At 56.5% G+C, this 22,569-nt stretch carries 19 protein-coding genes; 5 read left to right on the forward strand and 14 right to left on the reverse strand.

Annotated features, from left to right (window positions below; all coding sequences use genetic code 11):
- Positions 1 to 17 precede the first annotated feature (17 nt).
- The gene (locus UP06_RS14440; RefSeq protein ID WP_050031651.1) at positions 18 to 815 is read right to left on the reverse strand and encodes an IclR family transcriptional regulator; all 798 of its coding nucleotides are present in this window, start codon (positions 813 to 815) and stop codon (positions 18 to 20) included.
- A gap of 897 nt (positions 816 to 1,712) precedes the next feature.
- Here UP06_RS14440 and UP06_RS14450 point away from each other — a divergent pair.
- On the forward strand, positions 1,713 to 2,702 hold the full coding sequence (locus UP06_RS14450; RefSeq protein ID WP_082081414.1) for a Bug family tripartite tricarboxylate transporter substrate binding protein: 990 nt from the start codon (positions 1,713 to 1,715) through the stop codon (positions 2,700 to 2,702).
- A 221-nt stretch (positions 2,703 to 2,923) separates the two neighbouring features.
- Here the strand turns inward: UP06_RS14450 and UP06_RS14455 are convergent, their stop codons facing one another.
- The 5 genes from UP06_RS14455 to UP06_RS14475 form a co-directional block, all read right to left on the reverse strand.
- Positions 2,924 to 3,673, reverse strand: a complete 750-nt coding sequence (locus tag UP06_RS14455; RefSeq protein ID WP_045003315.1) for an SDR family NAD(P)-dependent oxidoreductase — start codon at positions 3,671 to 3,673, stop codon at positions 2,924 to 2,926.
- Between the two features lie 278 nt (positions 3,674 to 3,951).
- A complete protein-coding gene (locus UP06_RS14460) occupies positions 3,952 to 5,223 on the reverse strand; it encodes a M24 family metallopeptidase (protein WP_045003317.1) in 1,272 nt (423 codons plus the stop codon).
- Between the two features lie 319 nt (positions 5,224 to 5,542).
- Positions 5,543 to 7,975 carry a xanthine dehydrogenase family protein molybdopterin-binding subunit gene (locus tag UP06_RS14465; RefSeq protein WP_045003319.1) on the reverse strand — a complete coding sequence of 811 codons (2,433 nt, stop codon included), beginning with the start codon at positions 7,973 to 7,975 and terminating at the stop codon, positions 5,543 to 5,545.
- Entirely contained in the window at positions 7,972 to 8,445 is a 474-nt protein-coding gene (locus tag UP06_RS14470; protein WP_082081417.1) for a (2Fe-2S)-binding protein, read from the reverse strand. Before UP06_RS14470 ends, UP06_RS14465 begins: the two co-directional genes overlap by 4 nt.
- Positions 8,442 to 9,329 (reverse strand): FAD binding domain-containing protein, encoded by an 888-nt coding sequence (locus UP06_RS14475; RefSeq protein WP_045003324.1) that lies wholly within the window; start codon positions 9,327 to 9,329, stop codon positions 8,442 to 8,444. The genes UP06_RS14470 and UP06_RS14475 overlap by 4 nt, the downstream gene beginning before the upstream one ends.
- Before the next feature lie 783 nt (positions 9,330 to 10,112).
- Here UP06_RS14475 and UP06_RS42660 point away from each other — a divergent pair.
- Entirely contained in the window at positions 10,113 to 10,379 is a 267-nt protein-coding gene (locus UP06_RS42660) for an FAD-dependent oxidoreductase (RefSeq protein ID WP_502691552.1), read from the forward strand.
- Positions 10,380 to 10,414: 35 nt separating this feature from the next.
- A complete protein-coding gene (locus UP06_RS14485) occupies positions 10,415 to 10,735 on the forward strand; it encodes a 2Fe-2S iron-sulfur cluster-binding protein (RefSeq protein WP_045003327.1) in 321 nt (106 codons plus the stop codon).
- A 217-nt stretch (positions 10,736 to 10,952) separates the two neighbouring features.
- Here UP06_RS14485 and UP06_RS14490 read toward each other — a convergent pair whose 3' ends face one another.
- Both UP06_RS14490 and UP06_RS14495 read right to left on the reverse strand, forming a co-directional pair.
- Positions 10,953 to 12,155 carry a cytochrome P450 gene (locus tag UP06_RS14490; RefSeq protein WP_050031657.1) on the reverse strand — a complete coding sequence of 401 codons (1,203 nt, stop codon included), beginning with the start codon at positions 12,153 to 12,155 and terminating at the stop codon, positions 10,953 to 10,955.
- Positions 12,156 to 12,413: 258 nt separating this feature from the next.
- On the reverse strand, positions 12,414 to 13,664 hold the full coding sequence (locus UP06_RS14495; protein ID WP_082081419.1) for an ABC transporter substrate-binding protein: 1,251 nt from the start codon (positions 13,662 to 13,664) through the stop codon (positions 12,414 to 12,416).
- A 638-nt stretch (positions 13,665 to 14,302) separates the two neighbouring features.
- On the opposite strand from UP06_RS14495, the gene UP06_RS14500 reads away from it, so the two are divergent.
- Positions 14,303 to 15,268 carry an SDR family NAD(P)-dependent oxidoreductase gene (locus UP06_RS14500; RefSeq protein WP_045003328.1) on the forward strand — a complete coding sequence of 322 codons (966 nt, stop codon included), beginning with the start codon at positions 14,303 to 14,305 and terminating at the stop codon, positions 15,266 to 15,268.
- A gap of 282 nt (positions 15,269 to 15,550) precedes the next feature.
- Here the strand turns inward: UP06_RS14500 and UP06_RS39875 are convergent, their stop codons facing one another.
- From UP06_RS39875 to UP06_RS14530, 6 genes are all read right to left on the reverse strand, one after another.
- Entirely contained in the window at positions 15,551 to 15,874 is a 324-nt protein-coding gene (locus tag UP06_RS39875) for an SRPBCC domain-containing protein (RefSeq protein ID WP_082081421.1), read from the reverse strand.
- Positions 15,875 to 16,669 (reverse strand): FAD binding domain-containing protein, encoded by a 795-nt coding sequence (locus UP06_RS14510; protein WP_045003332.1) that lies wholly within the window; start codon positions 16,667 to 16,669, stop codon positions 15,875 to 15,877.
- Positions 16,670 to 16,681: 12 nt separating this feature from the next.
- Positions 16,682 to 17,188, reverse strand: a complete 507-nt coding sequence (locus UP06_RS14515; protein WP_045004157.1) for a (2Fe-2S)-binding protein — start codon at positions 17,186 to 17,188, stop codon at positions 16,682 to 16,684.
- A 94-nt stretch (positions 17,189 to 17,282) separates the two neighbouring features.
- A complete protein-coding gene (locus UP06_RS14520; protein WP_197087242.1) occupies positions 17,283 to 18,980 on the reverse strand; it encodes an FAD-dependent oxidoreductase in 1,698 nt (565 codons plus the stop codon).
- 18 nt (positions 18,981 to 18,998) lie between these two features.
- Positions 18,999 to 19,952: a cupin domain-containing protein gene (locus UP06_RS14525; RefSeq protein WP_050031783.1), complete on the reverse strand. Its 954-nt coding sequence runs from the start codon at positions 19,950 to 19,952 to the stop codon at positions 18,999 to 19,001.
- Between the two features lie 62 nt (positions 19,953 to 20,014).
- Entirely contained in the window at positions 20,015 to 20,884 is an 870-nt protein-coding gene (locus UP06_RS14530) for a fumarylacetoacetate hydrolase family protein (RefSeq protein ID WP_045003339.1), read from the reverse strand.
- Between the two features lie 609 nt (positions 20,885 to 21,493).
- On the opposite strand from UP06_RS14530, the gene UP06_RS14540 reads away from it, so the two are divergent.
- Complete coding sequence (locus UP06_RS14540) at positions 21,494 to 22,489, forward strand: Bug family tripartite tricarboxylate transporter substrate binding protein (protein WP_156162973.1); 996 nt, start codon at positions 21,494 to 21,496, stop codon at positions 22,487 to 22,489.
- Positions 22,490 to 22,569 lie beyond the last annotated feature (80 nt).

Consider the following 22,569-nt stretch of genomic DNA (forward strand, 5'->3'; position numbering starts at 1 on the left):
GAGGCCAACAACAGCAATCAAGTCGTCGGCTGGTAGGACAGCAGTGGTCCGAGCTTAGTGGCCAATACCTTGAGTTCCGAACCGATTTCCGCCAACATTTCCGAGTTGAATAACTCGCTGATGCCGCCCGAACTGATAGACAGGGTGATGGAACCGTCAGATGATTTGACCGGGACCGCAACGCTGTTGATCCGCGCGTGCAGCGATCCCTTGTTGACGATATAGCCCTGCTTCTCGAATTGGCGGAGTGCGGTCGTAAGTTTCGGTTCGATCGTCGACCACTGTCTGCCCAGCGACGCGCTCAGCTCCGCCATCAACTTGTTGCGCTCCGCAGTCTCCAATCCGGCGAGATAAGCCCAGCCCGTGGCGGAAGTCGCCATCGGAACACGCGATCCCACTCTCAGATCTGCCAGGATAATTGCCGAACCTTGGCATCGCTGCAGGTAGATCATGCTAAGTCCGTCGCGCGCTCCCAGCGAAACGGCACCTTCGTAACGGCTGGCGATCGATTGCATATCCGGTAGTGCGAGATCGCCTATCGGTAACCCCGCCAGAACTGCATGACCAAGACCAAGCAGCGGGATCCCGGGACGCATCGTCTGCCGGCCGGGGAGCACAACGAGAAAGCCAAGCTGGATAAGGGTGTAGCAAATCCGCCAAATTGTCGGCTGCGGCATTCCCGTCATGCGGGCTATCTCGCTTGCCCCCAGTTCCGGGGTCGAGGGGCTGAAGCATTGCAGGACTTCTAACCCCTTCGCGAGAGCCGCGATGAACTGTCTATCCTTCGGAAGTCTCTTCTTGCCGGCTTTTGTCATATGCAGACCTAGAATCGGAACAGTACGAATACCCAACTAAGATATTCGACGGGCGAATAAGTCAAGCCTGCACATATCGGGCGTAGGGGGCAGCCCCCAATTCCGCGCCGATCGATGATATCGCACGGTCAGTTCTTGAGATGACAGAGCCGAACCGCCGGTCACTGTGGGGGCAACCTCTCGCATCACCGATGCGCTTTCGGTATTCCTACGGCAAACCCAGCAATGAGCTTAGAGATACTTCCCTGGTGGCGGGCGCGATCGGCACCAAAATGCGCCGTGGGTTCCGCTCTATTTTCACTGCGAATATCTTATTTGCAATATCACCAGCTCCATTTGTCGAGTGGAGCCTTCGGCTGCCTGACAGCGGTGAAAACATTGGAACCCGTCGGGTTGGGGCACTTCCAAAGAAATTACGGTCGTCGTCCAAGCCGTTAAGACCTGCCTCACGGTTCCGTCCGAGCGCAGATAATCATCCACGTCCCACGAAGGTAGCGCGATGGGCCTTACAACCCTCTCGAAGACCAGCGGGCTATCATTATAATCATCCTTCTGCGGCGTCATGCGCTCCGTCGCCGGGCGATTCCCCGAGCACGATTTCTGTCGCCGTCACGCTCGGGTGTTGAACGTTCGCGGTGATACCTTGCGATCTGCCGTCGAGCGCAAGCGAGTGGCAATCCAACCAGCGCTGCCCTGTATCCGACTCCAGTCGCACGTAACCTGCTGCCTAACGGCTAAAGCGGCCTGCATTGCCCGCAAGCACTCAAATTGACTTCATCCCGGCGTTGCCATATTTTCAAATATTCTATTTGTTTAGCAAATAATCAACCAAGGTGGCTTCGGAACGGTATGACGTGACGTTTTTTCCGAAGAGGCACCAACAACCGGAGGAGCGCAGTGAGTGCAAATCGATTCATCACTCAAACAATTGCAGCGACTGTGCTCCTAACGGCATCACTCTCGGACCAGGCTCGGGCACAGTCAGATGCTGAAGGTTATCCGCGTCGCAATGTTTCGATCACGGTACCGTACCAGGCAGGCGGTACTGCCGATTTAGTTACAAGGAAAATCGGCGAAAAGCTTCAACAGCGGTTGAACCGCGCTGTGATCGTCGAAAATCGGCCTGGGGCATCGGGATCAATTGGGTCGAATTTTGTCTACCGAGCACAGCCGGACGGGTACACTCTTCTAAGTTCGCCCCCCACTCCGATTATAGTCAATCAGTTCATTCAGAAGTCCATCGCATATGAGCCCGAAAAGCTTCGTTCAATCGCTCTCTTGGCGGTCGCCCCGCTTGTATTGACCGTACGGGCTGATTTTCCCGCCCGGAACATGAAAGAGTTTGTCTCGTACGTAAATGCCAATGCGGAAAGGATAAGTTACGCCTCGAATGGCATCGGCGCTCATGTCGCTACCCTCCTGCTCATGAAGGCTGCCGGCATAACTGGACCTGTTCATATTCCCTATAACGGCGCGGCGCCGGCACTGCTGGCCGTGCTCTCGGGCGATGCTCAGTTTTTTATCGACAACATGTCTTCAACGTTGCCGTTCGTTCGAGAGGGTAAAATGCGCATTTTGGCCATCGGCTCCAAGGAGCGTTCTTCCTCTTTACCGGATGTCCCGACTTTCGAAGAGACTGGCTACAAGGATCTCGTCCTAACTACCTGGTTTGGATTGTTCGCGCCGCCAAATACATCAACTGCGGTTATGGAAAAGCTCAATCAGTCAGTAAACGAAGGGCTGCAAGATCAGGATATCGTCAATCAATATGCTGAATTGGGCCTTCAGATTGAACGAATGACGCTAAATCAAATGGAAGCGGCGGTTGCAGCCGAACGGGCCAAGTGGCGGGCGATAATTGAAGAAGCCAACATTTCTGAAAACTAGGGCTCATCCAAGTTCCCGAACGGGCGTCTCGCGAAACCGAACCAACAAACAACTGAAAAACTACTACCTCGAGCCTCGTATCGGCCTGTTTGCGCGATCATTGACATCGCAAGCGCGGGATCGACCTCTAGACTAGCGGCGTCTGTTTGGGCAACGATTTCGTGCACTCGACGGTCAAGTATTCTACCCAACAGCGGCTCTAATGCCGCTTACCAAGATGCTCATCTATAGGCTCCATCGAGGCGGATGGTTTCACCGTTTAGCATTCCATTCTCGACAATGTGAACAGCGAGTCCGGCGAACTCCGAGGCCTGCCCAAGCCGCGCCGGATGAGGCACAAGTTCACCGATACGATTTCGGTATTCCTCCGGCAGGCCCATCAACAGAGGAGTTTCGAACGAGCCAGGCGCAATCGTATTGACCCTTATCTTGTACTCGGCGAGGTCACGCGCGGCCGGCAGCGTAAGGCCGACCACCCCCGCTTTCGAAGCAGCATAGGGGATCCCGTCGCCCCGACCTTCGAAGGCGGCAACGCTCGCGGTATTGATGATAACGCCACGCTCCTCACCGATCGCCTCGACTGATACTAGGCGCTGAGCAAACAGCCGCACGCAATTGAAGGTGCCGCCTAGGTTGACACTGATAATGCGAATGAACTTCTCGAGCGGGTAGATGATGCCGTCCCTGTCGAGCAGTCGCTGCGTACCGCCGATGCCAGCGCAATTCACCAGCACGCGAGCAACGCCATGCGCGGCTTCTGCCTCTGCCAAGCCAGCCTTCACTTGCTCCTCACTGGTGACGTCTGCCTCGATCGCGACCCCCCTCAACTCGGTCGCCACTTTTTCTGCATTTCCCTTGCTTTGGTCGAGGACAGTTATTTTCGCGCCCTTCGCGGCCATCGCACGGGCGGTAGCGGCCCCCAGTCCGGAGCCACCACCGGTGATGAAAACGGCGACACCGTTCAACTGCATCCCTGCACTCCGAGGCTTGAGCAAACTGGTAGGCTGGAGCGCGTGCTCGCGTCAGCCTCGCGAAGGGGCCGAACCTCACCACAAATTGGATATCTGGTCAGATTACGAACGCGGAGCGTCCGATCCCTAGGCGAATACCGAGATGTGCTCTGCGGTGAGCTAAAGTGACAGGCTAAGCCGGATGTGACTCTCCGCGATGCGCTTTGTCGCAGGCGTCGCAATGAAACACCTGCTCAAGTATCATCCGGCTTGGCATTTCCTCGCGCGGCCGGCTGTCTCTAGGCCGGCTTCATCACCATGCGATTGGCAACCTTATTGAGCTCGATCGGTCCCGCGTCCGTGGCCAGAACGGTACCACCAATGTTGATGCGCCGGTCGCCGAGATGACAATTCGGTTCGAACGCAAATGACATTCCTGCCTTGATGACGATATCAGCGCCAATCATGGGTTTCTCAGCCACCGGCGGATATCGGCCAGCTTCAGAGAACTTGTCCATTCCATAGGAGGAGAGACCCGCCATAATTGCGATCGGGTTCAGCGAATGAATATGCGGCGTGACGAACCAACCACCAACCCCCTTGACGACAGCATCCATTGCCTCACTAACCTCACCGAAGGTTACCCCGACACGGAGCTTCTTCAGCCCGACCTCGTAGGCCTGCCTCGCCACTTCGGCAGCCTTCAGATGATCCGGATGTACGTCTCCCAAGGCTACGCAAACTTGCTGCTGGGTCTCCATGGTTCCGTAGCTTGGAAACAACTCGCATTGCACGATGTCGCCTTTCTGGAGTGCTCGCGGCCGGACCGGACGCACGAGCCAGTCGGGGAATCCCCACGCAGGGGTATTCGGGCCGCTATGGATGATAAAGCCGGAGCAGTTCGCTCCCGCGTCAACGCATGCGGCCATCACGGCTGAATAAACGTCAGTCTCGTTCGCACCCACCTTAACGGCGTCAACGAACGCTTCAGACATCCGCTCTCCAGCGTCCGCACACTGTTTGAGAACCTCAATTTCCTCGGAGCCCAATTCCACGATCATTCGAGCAAATTTATGCCAAACCTTGACGAACTTGACCTTCGGCAAGGCCTCCTGAATATTTTCCCAGGCGGATTGGGAAATCGCGCTTTCTAGACGCGGCCCGCCTCCATCAAGGCCAATGATGCCGATCCGCGCCGACTGCAGGCCCTCGGCCTCGAAGATTTTCTTTAGATTTTTTGGATCTTTAGTCGGCCAAAAGTTTTCAGGCGTAATCCAAGGAGCATGCCCAAGTTTCGTTTCGACCGCATGGCAGAGTATGTGCATGCCGTTCCACGACAGCAATGATGGAACGCCCTTGCGCGGGAAGATTAACCAGCCTCCGGCGCGATCGTTGGAAAGGTACACGTCCGGAGCCACGTTCGGAGCGCCACGGTTCGCTTGCCCTGCGACCAAGAGCCCATCCAACCCCTCTTCATCCATGAGCCTTCGGGCCAACGCCCACCGGCGATCGCGCTCCTTCAGCGAATAGCCGGGATACGAGGGACGCAGACTGGGCTCATGCTTATTCATGTTTCTCTCCTTGTTTTGGGGCTCCTTTGCTCGGAGCCCTCTTCTCAACCCAGCAAGATTGCTGCGGCTCTACGAGTTATGGCTTGCAGCTTGCTCGGGCCAGCGGCTTGCCACAGCTAGCAGCCCGTAGTGATGGCAGGCCCGGAAAAGGCGAACCCGCAAATGCTTGGTTCGGACAGCTTTTAAGGTTATTCTACATACGAATAGCTTATTTGCATTTTCTGTCAAGACGGTTTCTGTCTGCAAGACTCCACTTCGAACGTTCTCGCAGCGGATGAGGGCCTGCAGGTCGCTCCATCGCGTTGGCAACCAGGTCTGTTCACGACGCTTGCTGTTTGCGCTGGCGTGAAGCATCGATCTGGCGGAATAGCGTCGGCGGGCGGACGGGCAGGTCCGTGATCTCAATACCAAGAGGACGCAGGGCGTCGCTGATCGCGTTGCCGAGTGCACCAGGCACCGGCGCAATACAACCCTCGCCTATCCCCCGGGTTCCGAGCGGATTGGTTGGATTTGGCGTCCCCGCATCGTGGTACATCTCGATCCGTGGAACATCGGCAGCCGTTGCAATCTTGTAGGCTTCCAGCGTTGAGGTCATCTGTTGTCCCTGATTGTCGTAGACATACTCTTCGAAGAAGAAATTCGAAATACCCTGAACCACCCCCCCTTGGATCTGTCCCTCAACAATCAGAGGGTTGACGACCACTCCGGCATCGTCCGACGTAACATAGCGCTCGATCTTTACACGCCCCGTTTCCGGCCAGACTTCCAGAAAAGCAGCATGTGCACCGAAGCAGATATTTCCTCTGGTCGACTCAAATGTCGCTCGCTCATCCAACCCTCCGGAATCACCCGGCGGAAGATTGATCGGTTTCATTACGATGCGGAATGCAAGCTCAGCAAAACTGAGCCTGATATTGCTGTTTCCACGATGCATCACATAGCCGTCCGCAAAGATAAAATCGTCTTCGTCGGCTGCGATCGCGACATCGTGGGCTAGGACGCGCACTATCTTCTTCTTCAAATTCCGGCAGGCCATCGCAACGGAAGGCAACACCATTGCGGCTCCGCGCGAAGCAACTGTTCCGGGAGCGAAGGTGGATGTTTGCGTGTCGCCCACTATTATGGACACGTGTTCTGAATCGATGCCTAGCTCTTCAGCGACGACCTGAGCAATCGTGGTCTCCTCACCCTGACCGGACGGGCCGTCACCGTAGAAAATCTGAACATGACCTTCTGGATCTACTCGTACTTCGACCGAAGCATAGCTGGGTGTTCCCATCATCGACACATATGATAGACTGTCGACACCCGAGACTTCTGCGCCCACGGCGATGCCGAGCCCGAGAAAACGTCCCTGACTCCAAGCTTCTTTCTGCCGCTCGCGGAAAGCGGCAATATCCACGGTTTCTATCAGCCTATCGAACGTCTTCAGGAAGTCTCCGTTACTGTACCCAAGACCGGTCGATAAACGTGCCGGAAACGTTGTAATGAAATTTTTTCGTCGGAACTCCGCCGGCTCCATACCGATCTTCCATGACAGCATGTCGATAGCCCGCTCCAATGCGAACCTTCCCGGATAGATCCCAAGACCGCGGGCTCCGCATAACGCCGCCTTGTTGGTTACCGCTACGCGTAGTTCGATGTCGCAAAATGGTATCTCGTAGGCATTTGGCAGCCGCAAGCCCCCGACGTTCGCTATCGGAAAGGCCCAACTACCGCCCAAGCAAGCGTCGCCGGCATCAGCTACTATCCGGTCAGCCAAAGCAACGAGATTTCCCTCGGCGTCCGCTGCCAGTTCGAGGTCGTGTATCTGATCACGCTCCTGCCCGGCACTCATCAAGTTCTCTTCGCGAGTCTCCAGCCATCGCACAGGACGCCGCAGGCATCTCGCAAGATGGGCAACCAACAGTGGCTCACGGTAAACTGACGCCTTCATTCCAAAGCCGCCGCCCTGGTTTCGTGGAGTAATGACACGAACTTTAGAAAGGGGTAACTGAAGCACGTCGGCAAAACACGCTCTTTGCGCATGAGGCCGCTGCGTCGTCATCCAAATTGTCAGTCCGTCTCTGTTGTCCCAGACGGCCAGCGCTCCCCGCGGTTCAAGAGCTGTAACGCCACATCGATGCGTCCTGAACCGCTGCTTCACTACAAACGGTGCCTCAGCGATCCGGCGTCTAGCCTCTTTGATGTGAGCCGCGTGCTCATCCGCCGTTCGGAGCGCCTGATAGTTAGATCTGAAGATCTCGTTATCTTTCCAGTCCTCGTGAACAAGTGGTGATGACGGCTCAAGGGCAGCCTCCATATCTCCTACATATGGCAAAGGTTCGTACTCGACCGTAATCCCTTCAAGCGCGTCCTCGGCCAGATAGGGCGTCTCCGCCACAACCGCCGCGACGGGCTCTCCGTGAAACTTCACCTTGTCTACGGCAAGCGGCCAGAATGTCGGAAGTCTCCCTGGAAGTCCGGCCGAGGTACTTGCCTGCGGAAGAGCCAGGATTTCGTCCTGGAGCATGGCGCCGGTAACCACAGCAACTACTCCCGGCATCTGACTTGCCGCCGACGTATCGATAGACAAAATGCGCGCATGAGCGTGTACCGAGCGAAGGAACATCACGTGCAGTTGTCGTTCGACCGCGATGTCCGAAAAATAGTGCCCTTCGCCCCTAAGGATTGGAATGTCTTCCTTGCGAGGAAGCCGAGCGCCGATGCCATCTGCCTGCTTATCTTTCAATTTATTATTGCTCCCGCTCATGATCCCCGCTCCTGCGCAACGTCCAAGATCGCATCCACGATGTTGGCGTATCCCGCACATCGGCAAATATTTCCCACGAGCCCATGCCGGACCGTCTCCTCGCTCAGTTCAGCGTTCTTCTCGATAAGATCCAGGCTCGACATCAACATCCCGCTCGTGCAGAATCCGCACTGGAGAGCATGATGCTGGTTGAAGGCAACTTGCAGCGGGTGCAGCTCATTCCCCTTGGCCACCCCTTCCACAGTCGTGACGCTTCGGCCATCTGCTTGGACCGCCAGCATGAGACACGCTTTGATCGCGTCACCATCGAGGTGAACCGTACACGCGCCACAGACCCCTTCGAACGTACATCCAACATGCGTGCCGGTGAGCCCCGCTTCGTATCGTATGAAGTCAACCAGCAGCATTCTGATTGGAATAGACCGACTGTATGCAATTCCGTTTATCGTGATCGAAACTTCTGCTTTCATTTTTTACTCCCGAGCGCGCGATCGAAAGCCATAGTGACCACTTCGAGACTCAGCTGACGGAACAGAACCTTTCGGTACTCTGCGTCGCCAGCTTCATCTGAGTGCATCGAGAGCGAGCTTGCACTGTCTTTCAATAGCGTCTCTATTTCCGCACGATCCGAGCCTGCTAGGCCCAACAAGGCACGCTCCGCTGCGGGCACTCTCGTAGGCCCGCTTTCAAGGCCCGTCACCGCTATTCGAGCCAGCGCGCAGCGGTCGGTCTCGTCGAGTACGAGGAAGGCAGCAACCCCGATCACGGGAAGCCCGTCAGTCAGGAGGCTCCATTTCCGGTAGGCGCTGCCGGCGCGCCCAGCAGGCTGCGGCAGCTTGATCGACAGCAGAATCTCACCCTCATCACGGCTGGTTTCCATCGGCGCTCCGAGAAATACGTCGACGCCGAGTTCGCGAGTTGCTCCGGATAGTGAGACCAAGCTCATTTGCGATCCGATTGCGAGGTTAGTCACCGGCATGCACGCGGAGATGTAGTTCCAGCACAGACTGCCGCCGATTGTTCCGCGGTGGCGAACCTGACGATCGCCGACATGGCTTGCGGCATCGACCAGGGCTGCAAAAGCTCCACCCAGGCGACGGCTACTGGCGATGTCGCAATAGCGGGTCATCGCACCGATACGGCGGCCGGAACCGTCCTCATGCAGCCCCCGGATCGAGACGATCTTCTGCAAATCCACCAAGCACCTCGGGCGGATCATGCGCGATTTCACGGCCTGCATTAGACTTTGGCCGCCCGCAATGTAGTGGGTTTCTTCACCCCACTTCGCAAAGGCCTCCGTAGCCTCCTGAACGGTGCAAGGCGCCACGTAACCCTCGATCTCGGATGGGTACACTTAATTCCTCTCCTTGCCTGTTCTCGCTTCAGGCCCTGCCGCGTAGATTGATCTGGAATGCATCTAGGTCCGAAATTGAGAGGTGCTTATCTTCGTGCGGCGATTCATCGTAGCATCCGACCGGCAAGCGATTGATGAGAAGAAGAGGATCGCGCCGGTCGCCTATGACCACAGCGTCCAAGGAAAGAAGCAAATGCTACGAAGGAACGATCCCTTGAGCGACGACGCTCGAACCGCACAAGGCCAAAAAATGTCTGCGCGCTGCGGCTCTTGATGGACCGGGAAGGAAGCCCCTAAAATCCTGCCGCTCGACACTCTCTCTTCTAGTCGATCCGGTAACAGAGGTGCGACAATCGCGCACCGCGCGCATCTGGAAGTTCATATTTTGCCCGGTCGCGGCATCCACACAAGGCGTCATCCCCATTCTATTTTGTGAATAATCTATCCACATTTCATGGCAAGTCAACTTGCGCGCACTTTGCATCGCATGAGCGGATTATTGATCGAAACCGCGAGGCTTTAAAATTGAGGCGGCAGATTGTCGTGCACATCGGCCAAATCTAATGCGACGAGAGGGGAACCTTGACCGACGACGACATTACCCCTCCTGACGCAAGACGATACGAGCCTGTTTTGCTTCCCGACCAAAAGTACTGGACAAGGCAGCCAATTGGGGAGATTGTTATCGATAGTTTGCTATTCGAGTAGCTTATTTGCATTGATCGACTTCACCCATGCGCTACTTTCAAAGACGTATCTTATCGAGGGGCGCCTCCCATCGAGTTGCGTCGGCCAGCCTCTTATTCGGACCAGGCGATCGAACTCAACCTGGGTAAGTCTTTTAAACGCATTGATCGAACGCGGAGAATGATCGTAGCAAACTCGCTAAGGGAATATGGGAATGACGATCTGACACTCGCCGTTGGTGCGCGAGGTCGATCTCTTTCCGTGCCTGGAGAGCCCCCTCCTGGGGTCTTTCAAATACGCACCCTCGATGAAGCGCGCGTCTTACGCCAGGTGCTGAATTCCTCGTCGATCGTGCTCGTCTAACTATATAGCATTGTGCGAAAGAGAGCGGACGCGTCATGACTAAGATTATCTACGTCGACCCAAGAAACGCTACTCAGACGGTTGACCTCGCGGATGGTACATCGCTAATGCAGGGCGCACTCGCGAGCGGGGTTGATGGAATCGTCGCCGAATGCGGAGGCAACGCTATGTGCGCCACTTGCCACGTTTATATCGAGCCAGAGCGTATGGCCGATCTTCCGTTGATGTCAGAAGAAGAGAGTGCCTTACTCGAAGGCGTAGCGGCGCCAAGGAAATCGAACAGCCGCTTGAGTTGCCAAGTAAAGGTACATGTGGGCTTGGAGGGGATGACGATTTATGTCGCTCCAGCACAATGACTGCAGCGACAGCTGCTACGCATAATCAGAGGATAGCTATGTATCCTGAGCTAGGACTTTAAACCCCGCCGCAATTAACGCCGTAACCGCACAAACACAAAGATGGTTGGAAGGAGGTCGACTCATCACATGTCCCTTCTGACGATTCGGCGTTGCCATGAACTGCTTTAGAAACTTGCTGGAGACTTTCGGCCAGGAACGTTCCGATCGCGTAGCTTCATTTTGCTTGTACCGAGACTGGAAGAGATGAGAAGACGCGCAAGGCAGTGGTCGGTCGCCACACTGGCTCGCCCGCCAATTCGATCGATTTGACCCGGCTCGCCAGAGCTTTCAGCAGTGCTTCGCCCTCCATCCTTGCCAGCATTTGACCAGCACAAGTGTGAATCCCTGTGCCGAAGGCAATATGCCCCGGCTTGCGTCTAATGTCGAAAGCGTCCGGCTCTTCCCATCGCGCTTCATCGCGATTGGCAGACGCCATCAGCAGCATGACTTTCTCGTGCTTTGCGATCCTAACGCCTGCATAGTCCGTTTCGTCAGTTGTCGTCCTAAACTGTGCATGGCCTGGCGTCTGAAATCGAAGCACCTCGTCGAAGGCACTTCGCGCGAGCGAAGGATCTTCGGTTAGGACCGCCCATTGTTCCGGATGTCGGACAAAGCAATTGATAGCCATGCCGATACTACTGATTGTTGTATCCAAGCCGGCCGACAAAAAGGATCTAACGAGGAGGGGAGCTTCCTCCGGCGTGATCTCTCCGGCGTCCGCTGCTTCGTAGATCTGCGCGCCAAAGCCGTCGGGTCGCAACGCATCTCGCCGGCACTTCGACTCGATCCACGGAAGTACGGTAGATGCGTGTGACATCGCCTCGCGGGAGTAGTCGTCTTCTGGACCAAAAATGGCGAACACCATTGCGCCATATGTGAGTAACATCTCATCGTTATCGCTGTCGATCCCGAGCGCCTGGGGGAATACCGATAGCGGAAAGACCTCTGCGAGGTCCGTTACGGCGTCAAACTTGCCACGCTCTATTAGTTTTTCGACCAAAGTTTCCGCCTCTCTTCGAAAGCCGTCTTGTAGCTTCCGCAAAGCGACCGGAGTCATGGTGCGAACCACCACCGCCCGTGTTCTCGTGTGAAGAGGTGGATCCGTTTCGAGCAATAAACTTGGCGTTCGCCAGGGCTTTTGCTTGAAATAGTTAGCAAGCCCCGTGCCGCCGGCACTACTAAACACCGCGGAGTTCGACAGAACTGCGTTGACATCGGAAAATCGAGATAATGCCCACACCCCATACTTCTCGAGACGGGCGATAGGACCGATTGTCCGCAATCGCCCATACTCGGGGTAGGGATCAATCATGGACTTCCTGCAAAACGGATCGAAGTCACTGATGAGACAATTCAAGTGCTTGGCGCCGTCCACCATGTTTCCTCCAATAACAACGTATTTTTCTAAGTGACCATAGTCCTTTAAGTGAAGTCGTCCCGACCATGGAATGGCGCGACGTTGCCTCGAATAGGTCTCCGACGGCATCACGGTCGCGCCACCCTTAGCGAGACCGGCCGCCCCGCCCTCGCGCGAGATCTTGTAACCGCCCCGCGGGGGTCGAGTTCATTGATCGTCACCTGGCTTATCGCTCAAGAAGCGACCTGCCCTCCTTCTTGATCAGAAAGCCCGGGAGGACTACGGACGCGGCGGGATGGTCATAAGATCAGTAACGAACTGCCAGCCCGTGCCGTCGAATTTGGCCATATGAGCCGAGCGCCAGGGAATTCGATCCTCGGGCGAAACATTGATCGTAACGCCAGTTAGGTTCAACGGGAGACGAAGGCCCTTGATGTTCGTCGCCTCCATCATGAGGTTTTCCCTAGTCAAGTTGTCGCCGCATCGCTTGAGCACCTCAGCGATGATTACCGCCGTCTGATAGCCTTGCGTCGAATCATTAAGCGAAAACTCTGGCACCCATTGCCTGATGAACGCACGGTATTCGACGACGTCGGGGTCATCACTCCACTTCGGATCGTCGACGTCTTTGCGCCAGAGAGCCGTCAATACTCCCTTAGAGGCCTCCAGGCCAGCAGGCTGAAACACGGATGAAATCGACGCCGTCGATGTCAGAGTGATCACGGTAGGATGCCAAGCAAGCTCGTAGATCTTTCGGATCGCCTGTGCAGCAAATTTTGGGGTGACCGCCAGATATACTAGATCCGCTCCAGCGGCCTTCAAGGACACAATATACGAGTCGACCGTTGGCGAGCTGATCTCGTAGGGCTCCGCCTTAACGATCATCTGCTCGGCTCGTTCGCCGAACTCGCTCTTGAATGGATTGTAATAACCCTTCCCGTAGTCGTCATTCTGATACAATACGCCGATCCGTGCCTTCGGCATTTGATCTAGAATATAGCGTGCGTACATCCTCCCCTCGACATCCTGACTCGAAAGAAATGTCGTCGTCCATGGATACGCCTTAGGGTCGTTCAGCTTGTCGGTACCTGTCGTTCCCAGGATCTGAGGCACCTTCTTGGAGTTCAGATATTTTGCAACCGAGACGTTGGCCAGTGTGCCAACCATGCCGACGATCGCAAGTACCTCGTCGTCCTCGACCAGCTTTCTGGTCTGTTCAACAGTCTTGGGTGGAGAGTAGGAATCGTCAAGCGATATCAGGTTGATCCTCCTACCGTTGATGCCCCCCTGCGTCTCATTGAGCATCTTGAAGTAGGCCAACTCGACTTTGGCGTTAATACTGAATATTGAAGCTGGCCCGCTGTAAGGAGCGGTCTGACCAAGCTTGATTTCCTTGTCACTGGCGCCAGGCCCATACTTTGGCTCTGCGCGAACGGTACCAACCCCGAAAAGGGCAACCAACGCGGCGGTCGCCACCGTCCTTGTGAGGTAAGGCAACAGGCAACTAGACTTTACCGGTGAGTACGGCATTGCATTCTTCCTCCCGTCTTCAGTAGCGCTGCTTTCATCGCATTGAGTTTGCGAACATTCAAAGCGCTGGCTACCAAGCGTCACGGTCCACCGGGCTTCTAAAGGAACCCTATCGGCACCGTCCGCCGTTGCCGGATAGTATCGATTGACCGTTTGCTATGCAAATAGTTTATTTGACATGCGATTTCGGAGATTCTTCCAAGGCCTGGGCAAGCGATCTAGCGCCGAAGGCCTGAGAGGTGCTTGTGCGCCGCGAAGTCGACGCCTGGAAAAGACTGGTTTGACTGGCCACGTGCATCGCCAAGCATTTTTTTTGGAACCGGATGCCACGAGTTGCCGCGGCGGAAACATTCGTTTTCGGGTAGCGAGCGACGAACCGGTGTTAGCGTAGTCGGCCGCCGTCTTTGCGGAACCGAAATGCGCTCTGCGGTCACAACGGTGGGGGCCAAGCAGCGATCACATTCGAGTAAGCTATCTGCATTGTGCATTACCTTACGTTCTGCAATACTCCCTCCATTCGGCTACGGACAATTTCGCGGTGCAAGGAAGATCAGAGCTTGCTTCATCCCACGATGATTGAACGGCCAGAACAACAGAGAGCTCTCTAAAGAGAGACATAGACGGAGGAAGTAGTCTCAATGAAAGATTTTTCCGGAAGGATAGCCGTAATAACCGGAGGCGGCTCAGGAATGGGCCGCGAGTTGGCGCGCCAGCTCGTCGTGGAGGGTTGTAATGTGGCGATTTGTGACGTCTCGACTGAAGCAATGGACGAAACGAAACGCCGATGTGAAGCGCAAAATCCGGCGCAAGTTCGCGTGACCACCCATTTCGCCGACGTGTCGGTCGAAGATCATTACAAGCGCTTTCGCGAGCAGCTCATCGAGCAGCATTCGACCGACAAGATCCACCTTCTGTTTAACAACGCCGGCATCGGAGGCGGTGGCAGTGTTGTGACCGACCCACGCGAAGAGTGGGAGCGTACCTTCAATATTTGTTGGGGTGGAGTGTATCTGGGCGTGCGTACCTTCTTGCCGCTGTTAGTCAAAGCTGACGAGGCACGCATCATCAACACATCAAGCATCAGTGGCTTCTGGGCAGCGATCCGCCCTAGCCAACCTCACACTGCTTACAGCGCCGCAAAGTTCGCGGTGAAGGGCTTTACCGAGGCACTGATCAATGATCTTCGATTAAATGCGCCTCACGTCAAATGTGCCGTGGTCATGCCAGGTCATGTTGGGACCGCTGTGAACGCTAACACGCGCAAGGTACTGAGCGGAGCAGATTGCGACCAGCTCAGTGCCGACCAACTCGCGAAAATGCGTCTGACATTAGCGCGCACGGGGGTGGATCACGATGCCATGTCGGATCAGGATATCCAACGAATGATGGACGACCAAGACCGTGCTTTCCAAGATAACGCTCCCCTCACGGCCGCAGCGGCCGCAAAGATCATCCTCGACGGTGTCAAGTCGGATCGGTGGCGTATATTGGTCGGCCACCACGCCCATATAATCGACGAACTCGTTCGTCGAGCGCCGGAGCAAGCCTATACGCAGGAGTTCTACGACAATTGGATCGCCACGCGGGCGATCATCCCGAAATAACGAATTCTGGCGCCTTGCAGTCCAAATGCTACGTTCTGCAGTTCCTGAGTTCCCTATGGGCATCTCGGCGAGAGCGGAAGGCGGTTTGTCGCCCGGGTGCGATATCGTGGAGCGCACTTGTAGACGTCGAGATGCACGGTCGAGGGGCTTTTTGCCAGACGCTCCGATCTCATGAGATCGCAGGCCACGGGTATCGCAGTCGAAAGATGGAACTGGAGCGCGTTTCACAATTGGACGGAGGCATATCCGGCGCTGACGAAGTAGTTCCGGGATTCGTGGGGCCTATAGTCGTCGGCGAGGCAAGGTCTTTACAACCTGTTCGGAGAATCGATCGAAGAATTGACCCGCCAGACTCTTTGCGGTCGCATTGATGCGGCGCGCCCTGAGTTGTGCGACCTTGCCGCCGACATCCGCCCTCACCGTATAAGCAAGAAGCGTCTCCTGACCAATCTCAGCAAGACTGACATCAGCGCCTCCTTTTGCGAACCCTGCTACACCGCCTGCTCCCTCGCCTTCGATCGTGTAGCTGATGCGAGGATTGAGATTTGAAAGGGTTACCCGCCCCGTTGCTTCCTCCGATAGCTTTTGTGGATTGTTGCGATTTATTCACAAGGCGCCTGCCACCGCGCGCCGCGTCATCACGTTCACCAAGTGGGCGCGGTAGGCTGCGCTTCCATGGTGGTCGTCATTCAGATCGTCGGAAGGCGTCTCAATTTCGGCCACGGCATCGGCAGACCAATCTCGGCTTAGGGCAAGCTCCATCGCCCGGTGCCTGAAGACACCATTGCTGCTCGCGCCGGTGACGGCGACGCGTACGCCTGAGCCAGTCTTAGCGACGAACACGCCGACCATCGCGTATCGCGACGCCGGATGGCGAAATTTCGCATAGTTTGATTTTTCAGGAATGGGAAACTCGACGGCTTCGATGACTTCATCAGGCTCGAGCGCTGTGGTGAAGAGGCCATCGAAGAAGTCGTCGGCGTTGATTGTGCGGCGATCGGTCTTTATTGTTGCGTTCAGCGCGAGCACCGCGGACGGATAGCATGCCGTCGGATCGTTGTTCGCGAGCGATCCGCCAATCGTGCCACGATGGCGAACCTGACGGTCGCCGATCCAGGACGCGAGTCTGCTGATTCCCGGAATTCGCTCGCCGATGACCGCATGGGCGGCAACAGTCGCGTGCGTCGTCATCGCACCAATGACGACGCGATCGGACAGGACTGAAATGCCCGCGAGGCCAGCCCCGGAGAGATCGATCACGTGCGATGGTCGGCTCAATCGCTGCTTAAGCACAGGAATAAACGTCTGTCCGCCGGCGAGAAGCTTGCTCTCCTCATGATCGCGCAACATCGCAACCGCTTCGGCAACACTATGCGGCGACAGAAACTCGAAATCATACATCGCAGATTCTGCCTAAGCGTCAGCGGATTTGGCAGAAATCTCTCGGTCGCCCGCCATCATCGCGGCAGCAGCAAGAATGGCCTTGACGATATTGTGGTACCCTGTGCAACGACAAATGTTGCCCTCCAGACCGTGGCGGACGTCACGTTCGCTGAGCTCTCCGAAGCTTTTATGAATCAAGTCGACTCCACTCATAATCATGCCCGGCGTACAAAACCCGCATTGCAAACCGTGATGCTCCCTGAACATCGCCTGCAGAGGATGGAGCTCGCCGCTGTCACCTGCCAATCCTTCGATGGTCGTGACCGCACGGCCGTTCGTCTGCCTTGCAAGCATCGTGCAGGATTTGACGGAATCACCGTCGACGTGAACCACGCACGCGCCGCATTGGCTGGTGTCGCAACCCACATGCGTTCCAGTCAGTCCGAGCTTGTCACGGAGCAGCTCGACCAGAAGAGTTCGCCCTTCGACGTCGACTGAACGAACCTCTCCGTTAACGCGCAGTTGAATCGCTTCCATCATGATAGTCCCCGGCTTGACGCGCCACTGCACCCGGATGGCGCGGCACGTGTCACCTGCGGCCTGAACCAGCGCCTTTTATCTCACGTGGCTGTCAGGACGAATCCGCGATACCCGCGAGTGTGTCAATCAACGTTTCACCGGCTCGTTTCTGTAGGGACGGATTTTTGCGGACCTGAGCGGTGACCTCGCCGCGAACTCGATCGATTATCCCGAGAGGATTTGCCGGAACTTTGTCTGAGCGCCAGCACACAAAGCCGTCTGGCCGCACCAGCACCAACTTGCTGCCGTAGCAACTTTTGACTTCGGGACGTCGCAAATCGACGACCTTGAGCGGCACATTCCGCTGCTCCGCCGCCCGCACAAATGGCGATACATGTAATCCGGTGTCGAACTTCAGCAGCACAAATTCCCGGCCGAACAGATCGAGCGTGGAGCGGTCGGATGACAGCCAGACATGTGGCGCGCGAGACCCTGGACGCGCCGTCTGGGTATATGTCGTGACAGGATCGTCAGGAGCAGGCGTCCCATCCGGCCAGATGATCGGCGAGTCCTCATAGATGTACCCGAGATGAATGTGCAAGGTGAACCACTCTCGCTTCATCATTTCGGTGTAGGCATCGCCGAATTCTCTCCGAGCAACGTCGCCGGCAGCACCCGTCGCGAATACCGCCGGCGACAGCTTAAGGCGAGGCGAGAGCATACGACGAAGGTTTTCGCTGGCCTCCTCAACATTTCGTAGCGCAACCGGCCGCCGCTCCGGCTCATAGGAGGCGAGCAGATGCTGCCCTCCCCAGCCCTCAATCATTGCAGCGAGCTTCCACCCGAGATCGACGGAATCTTGCATCCCGGTATTCATGCCAAACGCCCCGGTCGGTGAATTCAGGTGAGCGGCGTCGCCGGCAATGAAAACGCGGTTCGTGCCGTAGCTGTCCGCCACCAACTCCCGGCGGACCCACGGCACGATCGACAGGACCTCGAAGTCGAATTCCTTGCCCATGGCGCGTACGATGAGCGCGCGCACATCGGCTTCCGAAAGCGTACGCTTCGTCTCGTCGCCCACCACAGAGAACCTGAAGCGATCGTAGCCGTCAATCGCAACGAGTGTGCTCCAGGTCCCTTCCGGACCGATGAAGATGAATCGGTAGCCTTTCTTCTTGTCGTGCAGCTGCCAGAAATTGTTGCACTTGAAGATAACGTTGGTCGTGTAGGTGAGCGCCGGTTTACCGGTCATTTCGATGCCGAGCGACTGACGAACGATACTGGCTCCGCCATCCGTTCCCACCAAATAGTCAGCCTCGACCGTCTCTTCTTGCCCGGCTGCGTTGCGTAACTTGGCGGTTACGCCATCCACCTTTTCGGTGAAGCTCAGTAATTCAGTGTGATACCGCAACGTCGCCTGCGGCAAGCCTTCAACCCATTTCTTGAGAATAGGATCGAACATATCCTGCGGACATCGCTCCCGTCTGACGGGACTTTGCGCTGGCGGTTTGGCGTCTCGTGGCGCCGGAAAGGGTTCACGTCCGAACTCGTATCCGGTAAGACTTTCAAGCCAGACGTTGTCCTGTGGTTGGTCGGGATTGTAGGGGCAGTCGCGAACCTGGTCGGCGATGCCCCAACGGCGACAGAACTCCATCGTCCGCGGCCCGATGAGATCCATCTTCGGCTGAGTGATGCTGCCGTCCGTACGTTCGATCAGCGTGCAGGAAATTCCACGCCATGCAAGATCGCCTGCAAGGGCAAGTCCGATCGGGCCGGCGCCGACGATTAGAATCGGAGTTCGGAAGGTCACGACAATCACCCCAACAGACTATTTCGACTTCGCCGCGACCCATTCCCAGTCCGCCCCCGCCTCGGGCTTGACCTGGGCGCGGACTAGATTGAGCTTAGACATCACCGGCTCGTCGCTGACACGCAACAGCACCGCGCCGCCCTCCGAGCGGTGCGAATGCGGCCGCCAAGAGGGAGCCACGAAGACATCTCCTCGGTTCCACTCGATCTTTTGCTCGTCGATGTCGCTCTCGCCGGTGCCTTCGACAACGGCGTAGACATTATTCACCGTCGTGCGAAGCGTCTGAGTTGAAATCCCCGGCGCCAGTTCCATCATGGCAAGACCGATCGTCTCCATGGCTGGATCGCCGAGCGCGATCGACGTGGCATAAGCAGCCGCAGGCGTCTTGCTTGCTGCTGCCAGTCGCTTCTCCGTTTCCGTCCAGGGGAACCACATCGGTGAGTTCGACACGCTGCCTTTGATCGGCTCGTACGTATCAGGATGCTGCTCCAGGAACATCGGCTCCAGCAACTGAATCAACGGAGCGTCGAGGAAGTCGATCCAGTAAGCCGCCGCCGCACCATCGTTGCCATGACCGTGCCAGCGCCAGTTCGGCGTCAACAGCACATCGCCCGGCAACATCGGCAACTTCTCGCCGTCGACAACGGTATAGGTACCCGGTTCAGCATCGACGATCAGGCGGAGCGCATTCGGCGTGTGCCGGTGCGACCGCGCCTTTTCGCCAGGAAGAATCATCTGATAGGCCGCGATCAATGTACGTGCGGTGGCGTAGGTGTTGCCCTCCAGAGGGTTGGCGAGAATGAGATTGCGCCGCTCGGCCAGCTTGGTGTCGATCAACCGGCCTGCGGCGTCGAGCGCAGCCTTGCCCTGCTCATAGGACCAGTGAGCGGGAAGAAACGTCTTGTGCGGAGCCGGCCAAAGCGACGGCGTCGGCTTCGCCCAGCCCGCGCCGACCGATAGCGGCGCCAGCATCTGGTAGAGAGTTTCAAGATCCGGCGCCTTGGAGAGACTTGCCGGTGAGGAGACCATTCTGTTCATTGCGCTTGCTCCTTCTTGATCGCGAGATTGAATCCACCCTCGCCTTGCACGACCGGGATCTCCATCCGCCCCACGCGCTCGATCTCGATTTTGACGGTATCTCCGGCCCGAATCGGGCCGACGCCCGCCGGGGTACCGGTAGCGATGACGTCCCCGGGCTCCAGCGTCAGAACCGACGCCGCAAGAGTGATCATGTTCGGAATGTCGACCAGCAGATCCCTGGTGTTGGCATCCTGCTTGAGTTGATCATTCACCCACAATTTCATGCCCAGGCTGGAGGCGTCACCTACCTCGTCCTTGGTGACGATTGCAGGACCGATCGGCGTGAACGTGTCATACGATTTTCGCATCACACGTTCCTCCTGACCGCGCACCGTGCAATCGATCAAGCAACAGTATCCGAAGACGTAATCCAGCGCGTCGGCGAGCGCGATGTGGCGCCCTCTCTTCCCGATAATCAGACCCAACTCGCACTCGTGATGGATCTCCCGCGATGGCACGTCCGGCAGAACGATTGGATCCCGCGGGCCGCTGATCGAGGAATTCGACTTCAGAAAAAAGCCGTTAATATTGGCGCGATTCTTCGAGTTCATCTCGTGACCGTGCGCAAGGTAGTTGACGGGGTAGGCCAGGAGCTTATGCGGCCAGACCAGCGGAGCCTCCAGGCCGACGCTGTCTACCGGCCTGCCTTCGCCCTTCAGAGCCCGCTCAAGCTTGGGGCGGAGCGCCTCGTAATTCGCGATAAGCTGAACCATGCCGGTCGGCGGCCAAGCTTTCGGATCCGCCCCGACCGCATCCGTCGCGTCGTAAACGTTGCCGTCCTGCAATACACCGATGCGGCCTCCGCCGAACCTAACAAGCTTCATGATTATCCTACTCTGAGGTTGTCTCGTAGCGCGCTGCGCTCGTTTCATCGGCGGAAAGCCTGGGAAGGAAACTCGCCAACGGCCAGTCCTCTGCATGTCTGACGATGCCGAAGCCGAAGCCGTCGGACCCGTACGCCACGGCCATCGTCATCGAGACCCAGTCCAGATCTAACAGCCGACTCAGGCGGGTCCGGAACATCCCTTGCAGCATCCCTTGCCAGCCTTATTTGCTTAGTGAATATCCTATTTGCAATATCTGCCGACCAACGCTCGTTGTCAAGTCGAGCCTTCGACTGTGACGGCGGTGAAAGCACCGGAGCTCGCCAGGATGGGGCACTTCCACAGAAATTACGATCGCTGTCTGAGGCGCTTAAGACCTGCGTCACAACTCCGTCGGAGCGCAGATAGTCATCCACGTCCCACGAAAGTTGCCCGATAGGCCTGCTGCCTAACGGCTAAAGCGGCCTGCATTGCCCGCATGCACGTAAATTGACTTAATCCCGACGTTATCGCATTTTGCAAATAGTATATTTTCACCGCAAATAATGGTACCTCGGCGCGGCATGACCTAGAGTTTCCCGAAGAGGCACCAACAACCGGAGGAACGCAGTGAGTGCAAATCGATCCATCATTCAAACGATTGCAACGACTACACTCCTGGCGGCATCACTCTTGAGCCAGGCTCGGGCACAGTCCGATGCTGACGGCTATCCGCGTCGCAATGTTTCGATCACTGTGCCGTACCAGGCGGGCGGTATAGCCGATTCAATTACAAGGAAAATCGGCGAAAAACTTCATCAGCGGATGAACCGCGCTGTGATAGTTGAAAATCGACCAGGGGCATCGGGATCAATTGGTTCGACCTTTGTCTACCGCGCGCAACCGGACGGGTACACTCTTCTAAGTTCACCCAGCTCCCCGATTATCGTCAATCAGTTCATTCAGAAGTCCATTGTATATGAGCCCGAAAGGTTTCGCTCAATCGCTCTCTTGGCGGTCGCCCCCCTCGTATTGACGGTACGGGCTGATTTTCCCGCCCGGGACATGAAAGAGTTTGTCTCGTACGTAAATGCCAACGTGGCAAAAATCGGTTATGCCTCGAATGGCATCGGCGGAAACGCTCATATCGGCACCCTCTTGCTCTTGAAGGCCGCCGGCATAACTGGACCTGTTCATATTCCCTATAACGGCGCGTCGCCGGCGCTGCTGGCCGTGCTCTCGGGCGACGCTCAGTTTTATATTGACAGCATGTCTTCCACTTTGCCGTTCGTTCGAGAGGGTAAAATGCGCATTTTGGCCGTCGGCTCCAGGGAACGCTCTTCCTCCTTACCGGATGTCCCGACTTTCGAAGAGGCCGGCTACAAGGGCCTCGTCCTAACCACCTGGTTTGGATTGTTCGCGCCGCCGAATACATCATCTGCACTCGTCGAAAAGCTCAATCAGTCTGTAAATGAAGCGCTACAAGATCAAGACATCGTCAATCAATACGCTGAATTGGGCCTTCAGATCGCAAGAATGACGCCAAGCCAAATGGAAGAGACGGTCGCAGCTGACCGGGCCAAGTGGCGAACGGCAATTGAAGAGGCCAACGTTTCTGGAAACTAGGTCTCACCCAATTTTCTCTATCAGAGAGCTTGCGAAAGCGAACCAACATGCAACTGAAACAATTGCCAGATCGAGTATTT

This window comes from Bradyrhizobium sp. LTSP857, assembly GCF_000938285.1.
Classification (GTDB): domain Bacteria; phylum Pseudomonadota; class Alphaproteobacteria; order Rhizobiales; family Xanthobacteraceae; genus Bradyrhizobium.

What these genes read in the sequence shown, in the direction of transcription:
- UP06_RS14510 (WP_045003332.1), bottom strand. Translation starts at nt 16,669, where the DNA reads ATGTATGATTTCGAGTTTCTGTCGCCGCATAGTGTTGCCGAAGCGGTT.
- UP06_RS14525 (WP_050031783.1), bottom strand. Translation starts at nt 19,952, where the DNA reads ATGCTGGCGCCGCTATCGGTCGGCGCGGGCTGGGCGAAGCCGACGCCG.
- UP06_RS14500 (WP_045003328.1), top strand. Translation starts at nt 14,303, where the DNA reads ATGAAAGATTTTTCCGGAAGGATAGCCGTAATAACCGGAGGCGGCTCA.
- UP06_RS14465 (WP_045003319.1), bottom strand. Translation starts at nt 7,975, where the DNA reads ATGAGCGGGAGCAATAATAAATTGAAAGATAAGCAGGCAGATGGCATC.
- UP06_RS14495 (WP_082081419.1), bottom strand. Translation starts at nt 13,664, where the DNA reads ATGCCGTACTCACCGGTAAAGTCTAGTTGCCTGTTGCCTTACCTCACA.
- UP06_RS14455 (WP_045003315.1), bottom strand. Translation starts at nt 3,673, where the DNA reads ATGCAGTTGAACGGTGTCGCCGTTTTCATCACCGGTGGTGGCTCCGGA.
- UP06_RS14485 (WP_045003327.1), top strand. Translation starts at nt 10,415, where the DNA reads ATGACTAAGATTATCTACGTCGACCCAAGAAACGCTACTCAGACGGTT.
- UP06_RS14515 (WP_045004157.1), bottom strand. Translation starts at nt 17,188, where the DNA reads ATGGAAGCGATTCAACTGCGCGTTAACGGAGAGGTTCGTTCAGTCGAC.
- UP06_RS14470 (WP_082081417.1), bottom strand. Translation starts at nt 8,445, where the DNA reads ATGAAAGCAGAAGTTTCGATCACGATAAACGGAATTGCATACAGTCGG.
- UP06_RS14490 (WP_050031657.1), bottom strand. Translation starts at nt 12,155, where the DNA reads ATGGTGGACGGCGCCAAGCACTTGAATTGTCTCATCAGTGACTTCGAT.
- UP06_RS14460 (WP_045003317.1), bottom strand. Translation starts at nt 5,223, where the DNA reads ATGAATAAGCATGAGCCCAGTCTGCGTCCCTCGTATCCCGGCTATTCG.
- UP06_RS14530 (WP_045003339.1), bottom strand. Translation starts at nt 20,884, where the DNA reads ATGAAGCTTGTTAGGTTCGGCGGAGGCCGCATCGGTGTATTGCAGGAC.
- UP06_RS14440 (WP_050031651.1), bottom strand. Translation starts at nt 815, where the DNA reads ATGACAAAAGCCGGCAAGAAGAGACTTCCGAAGGATAGACAGTTCATC.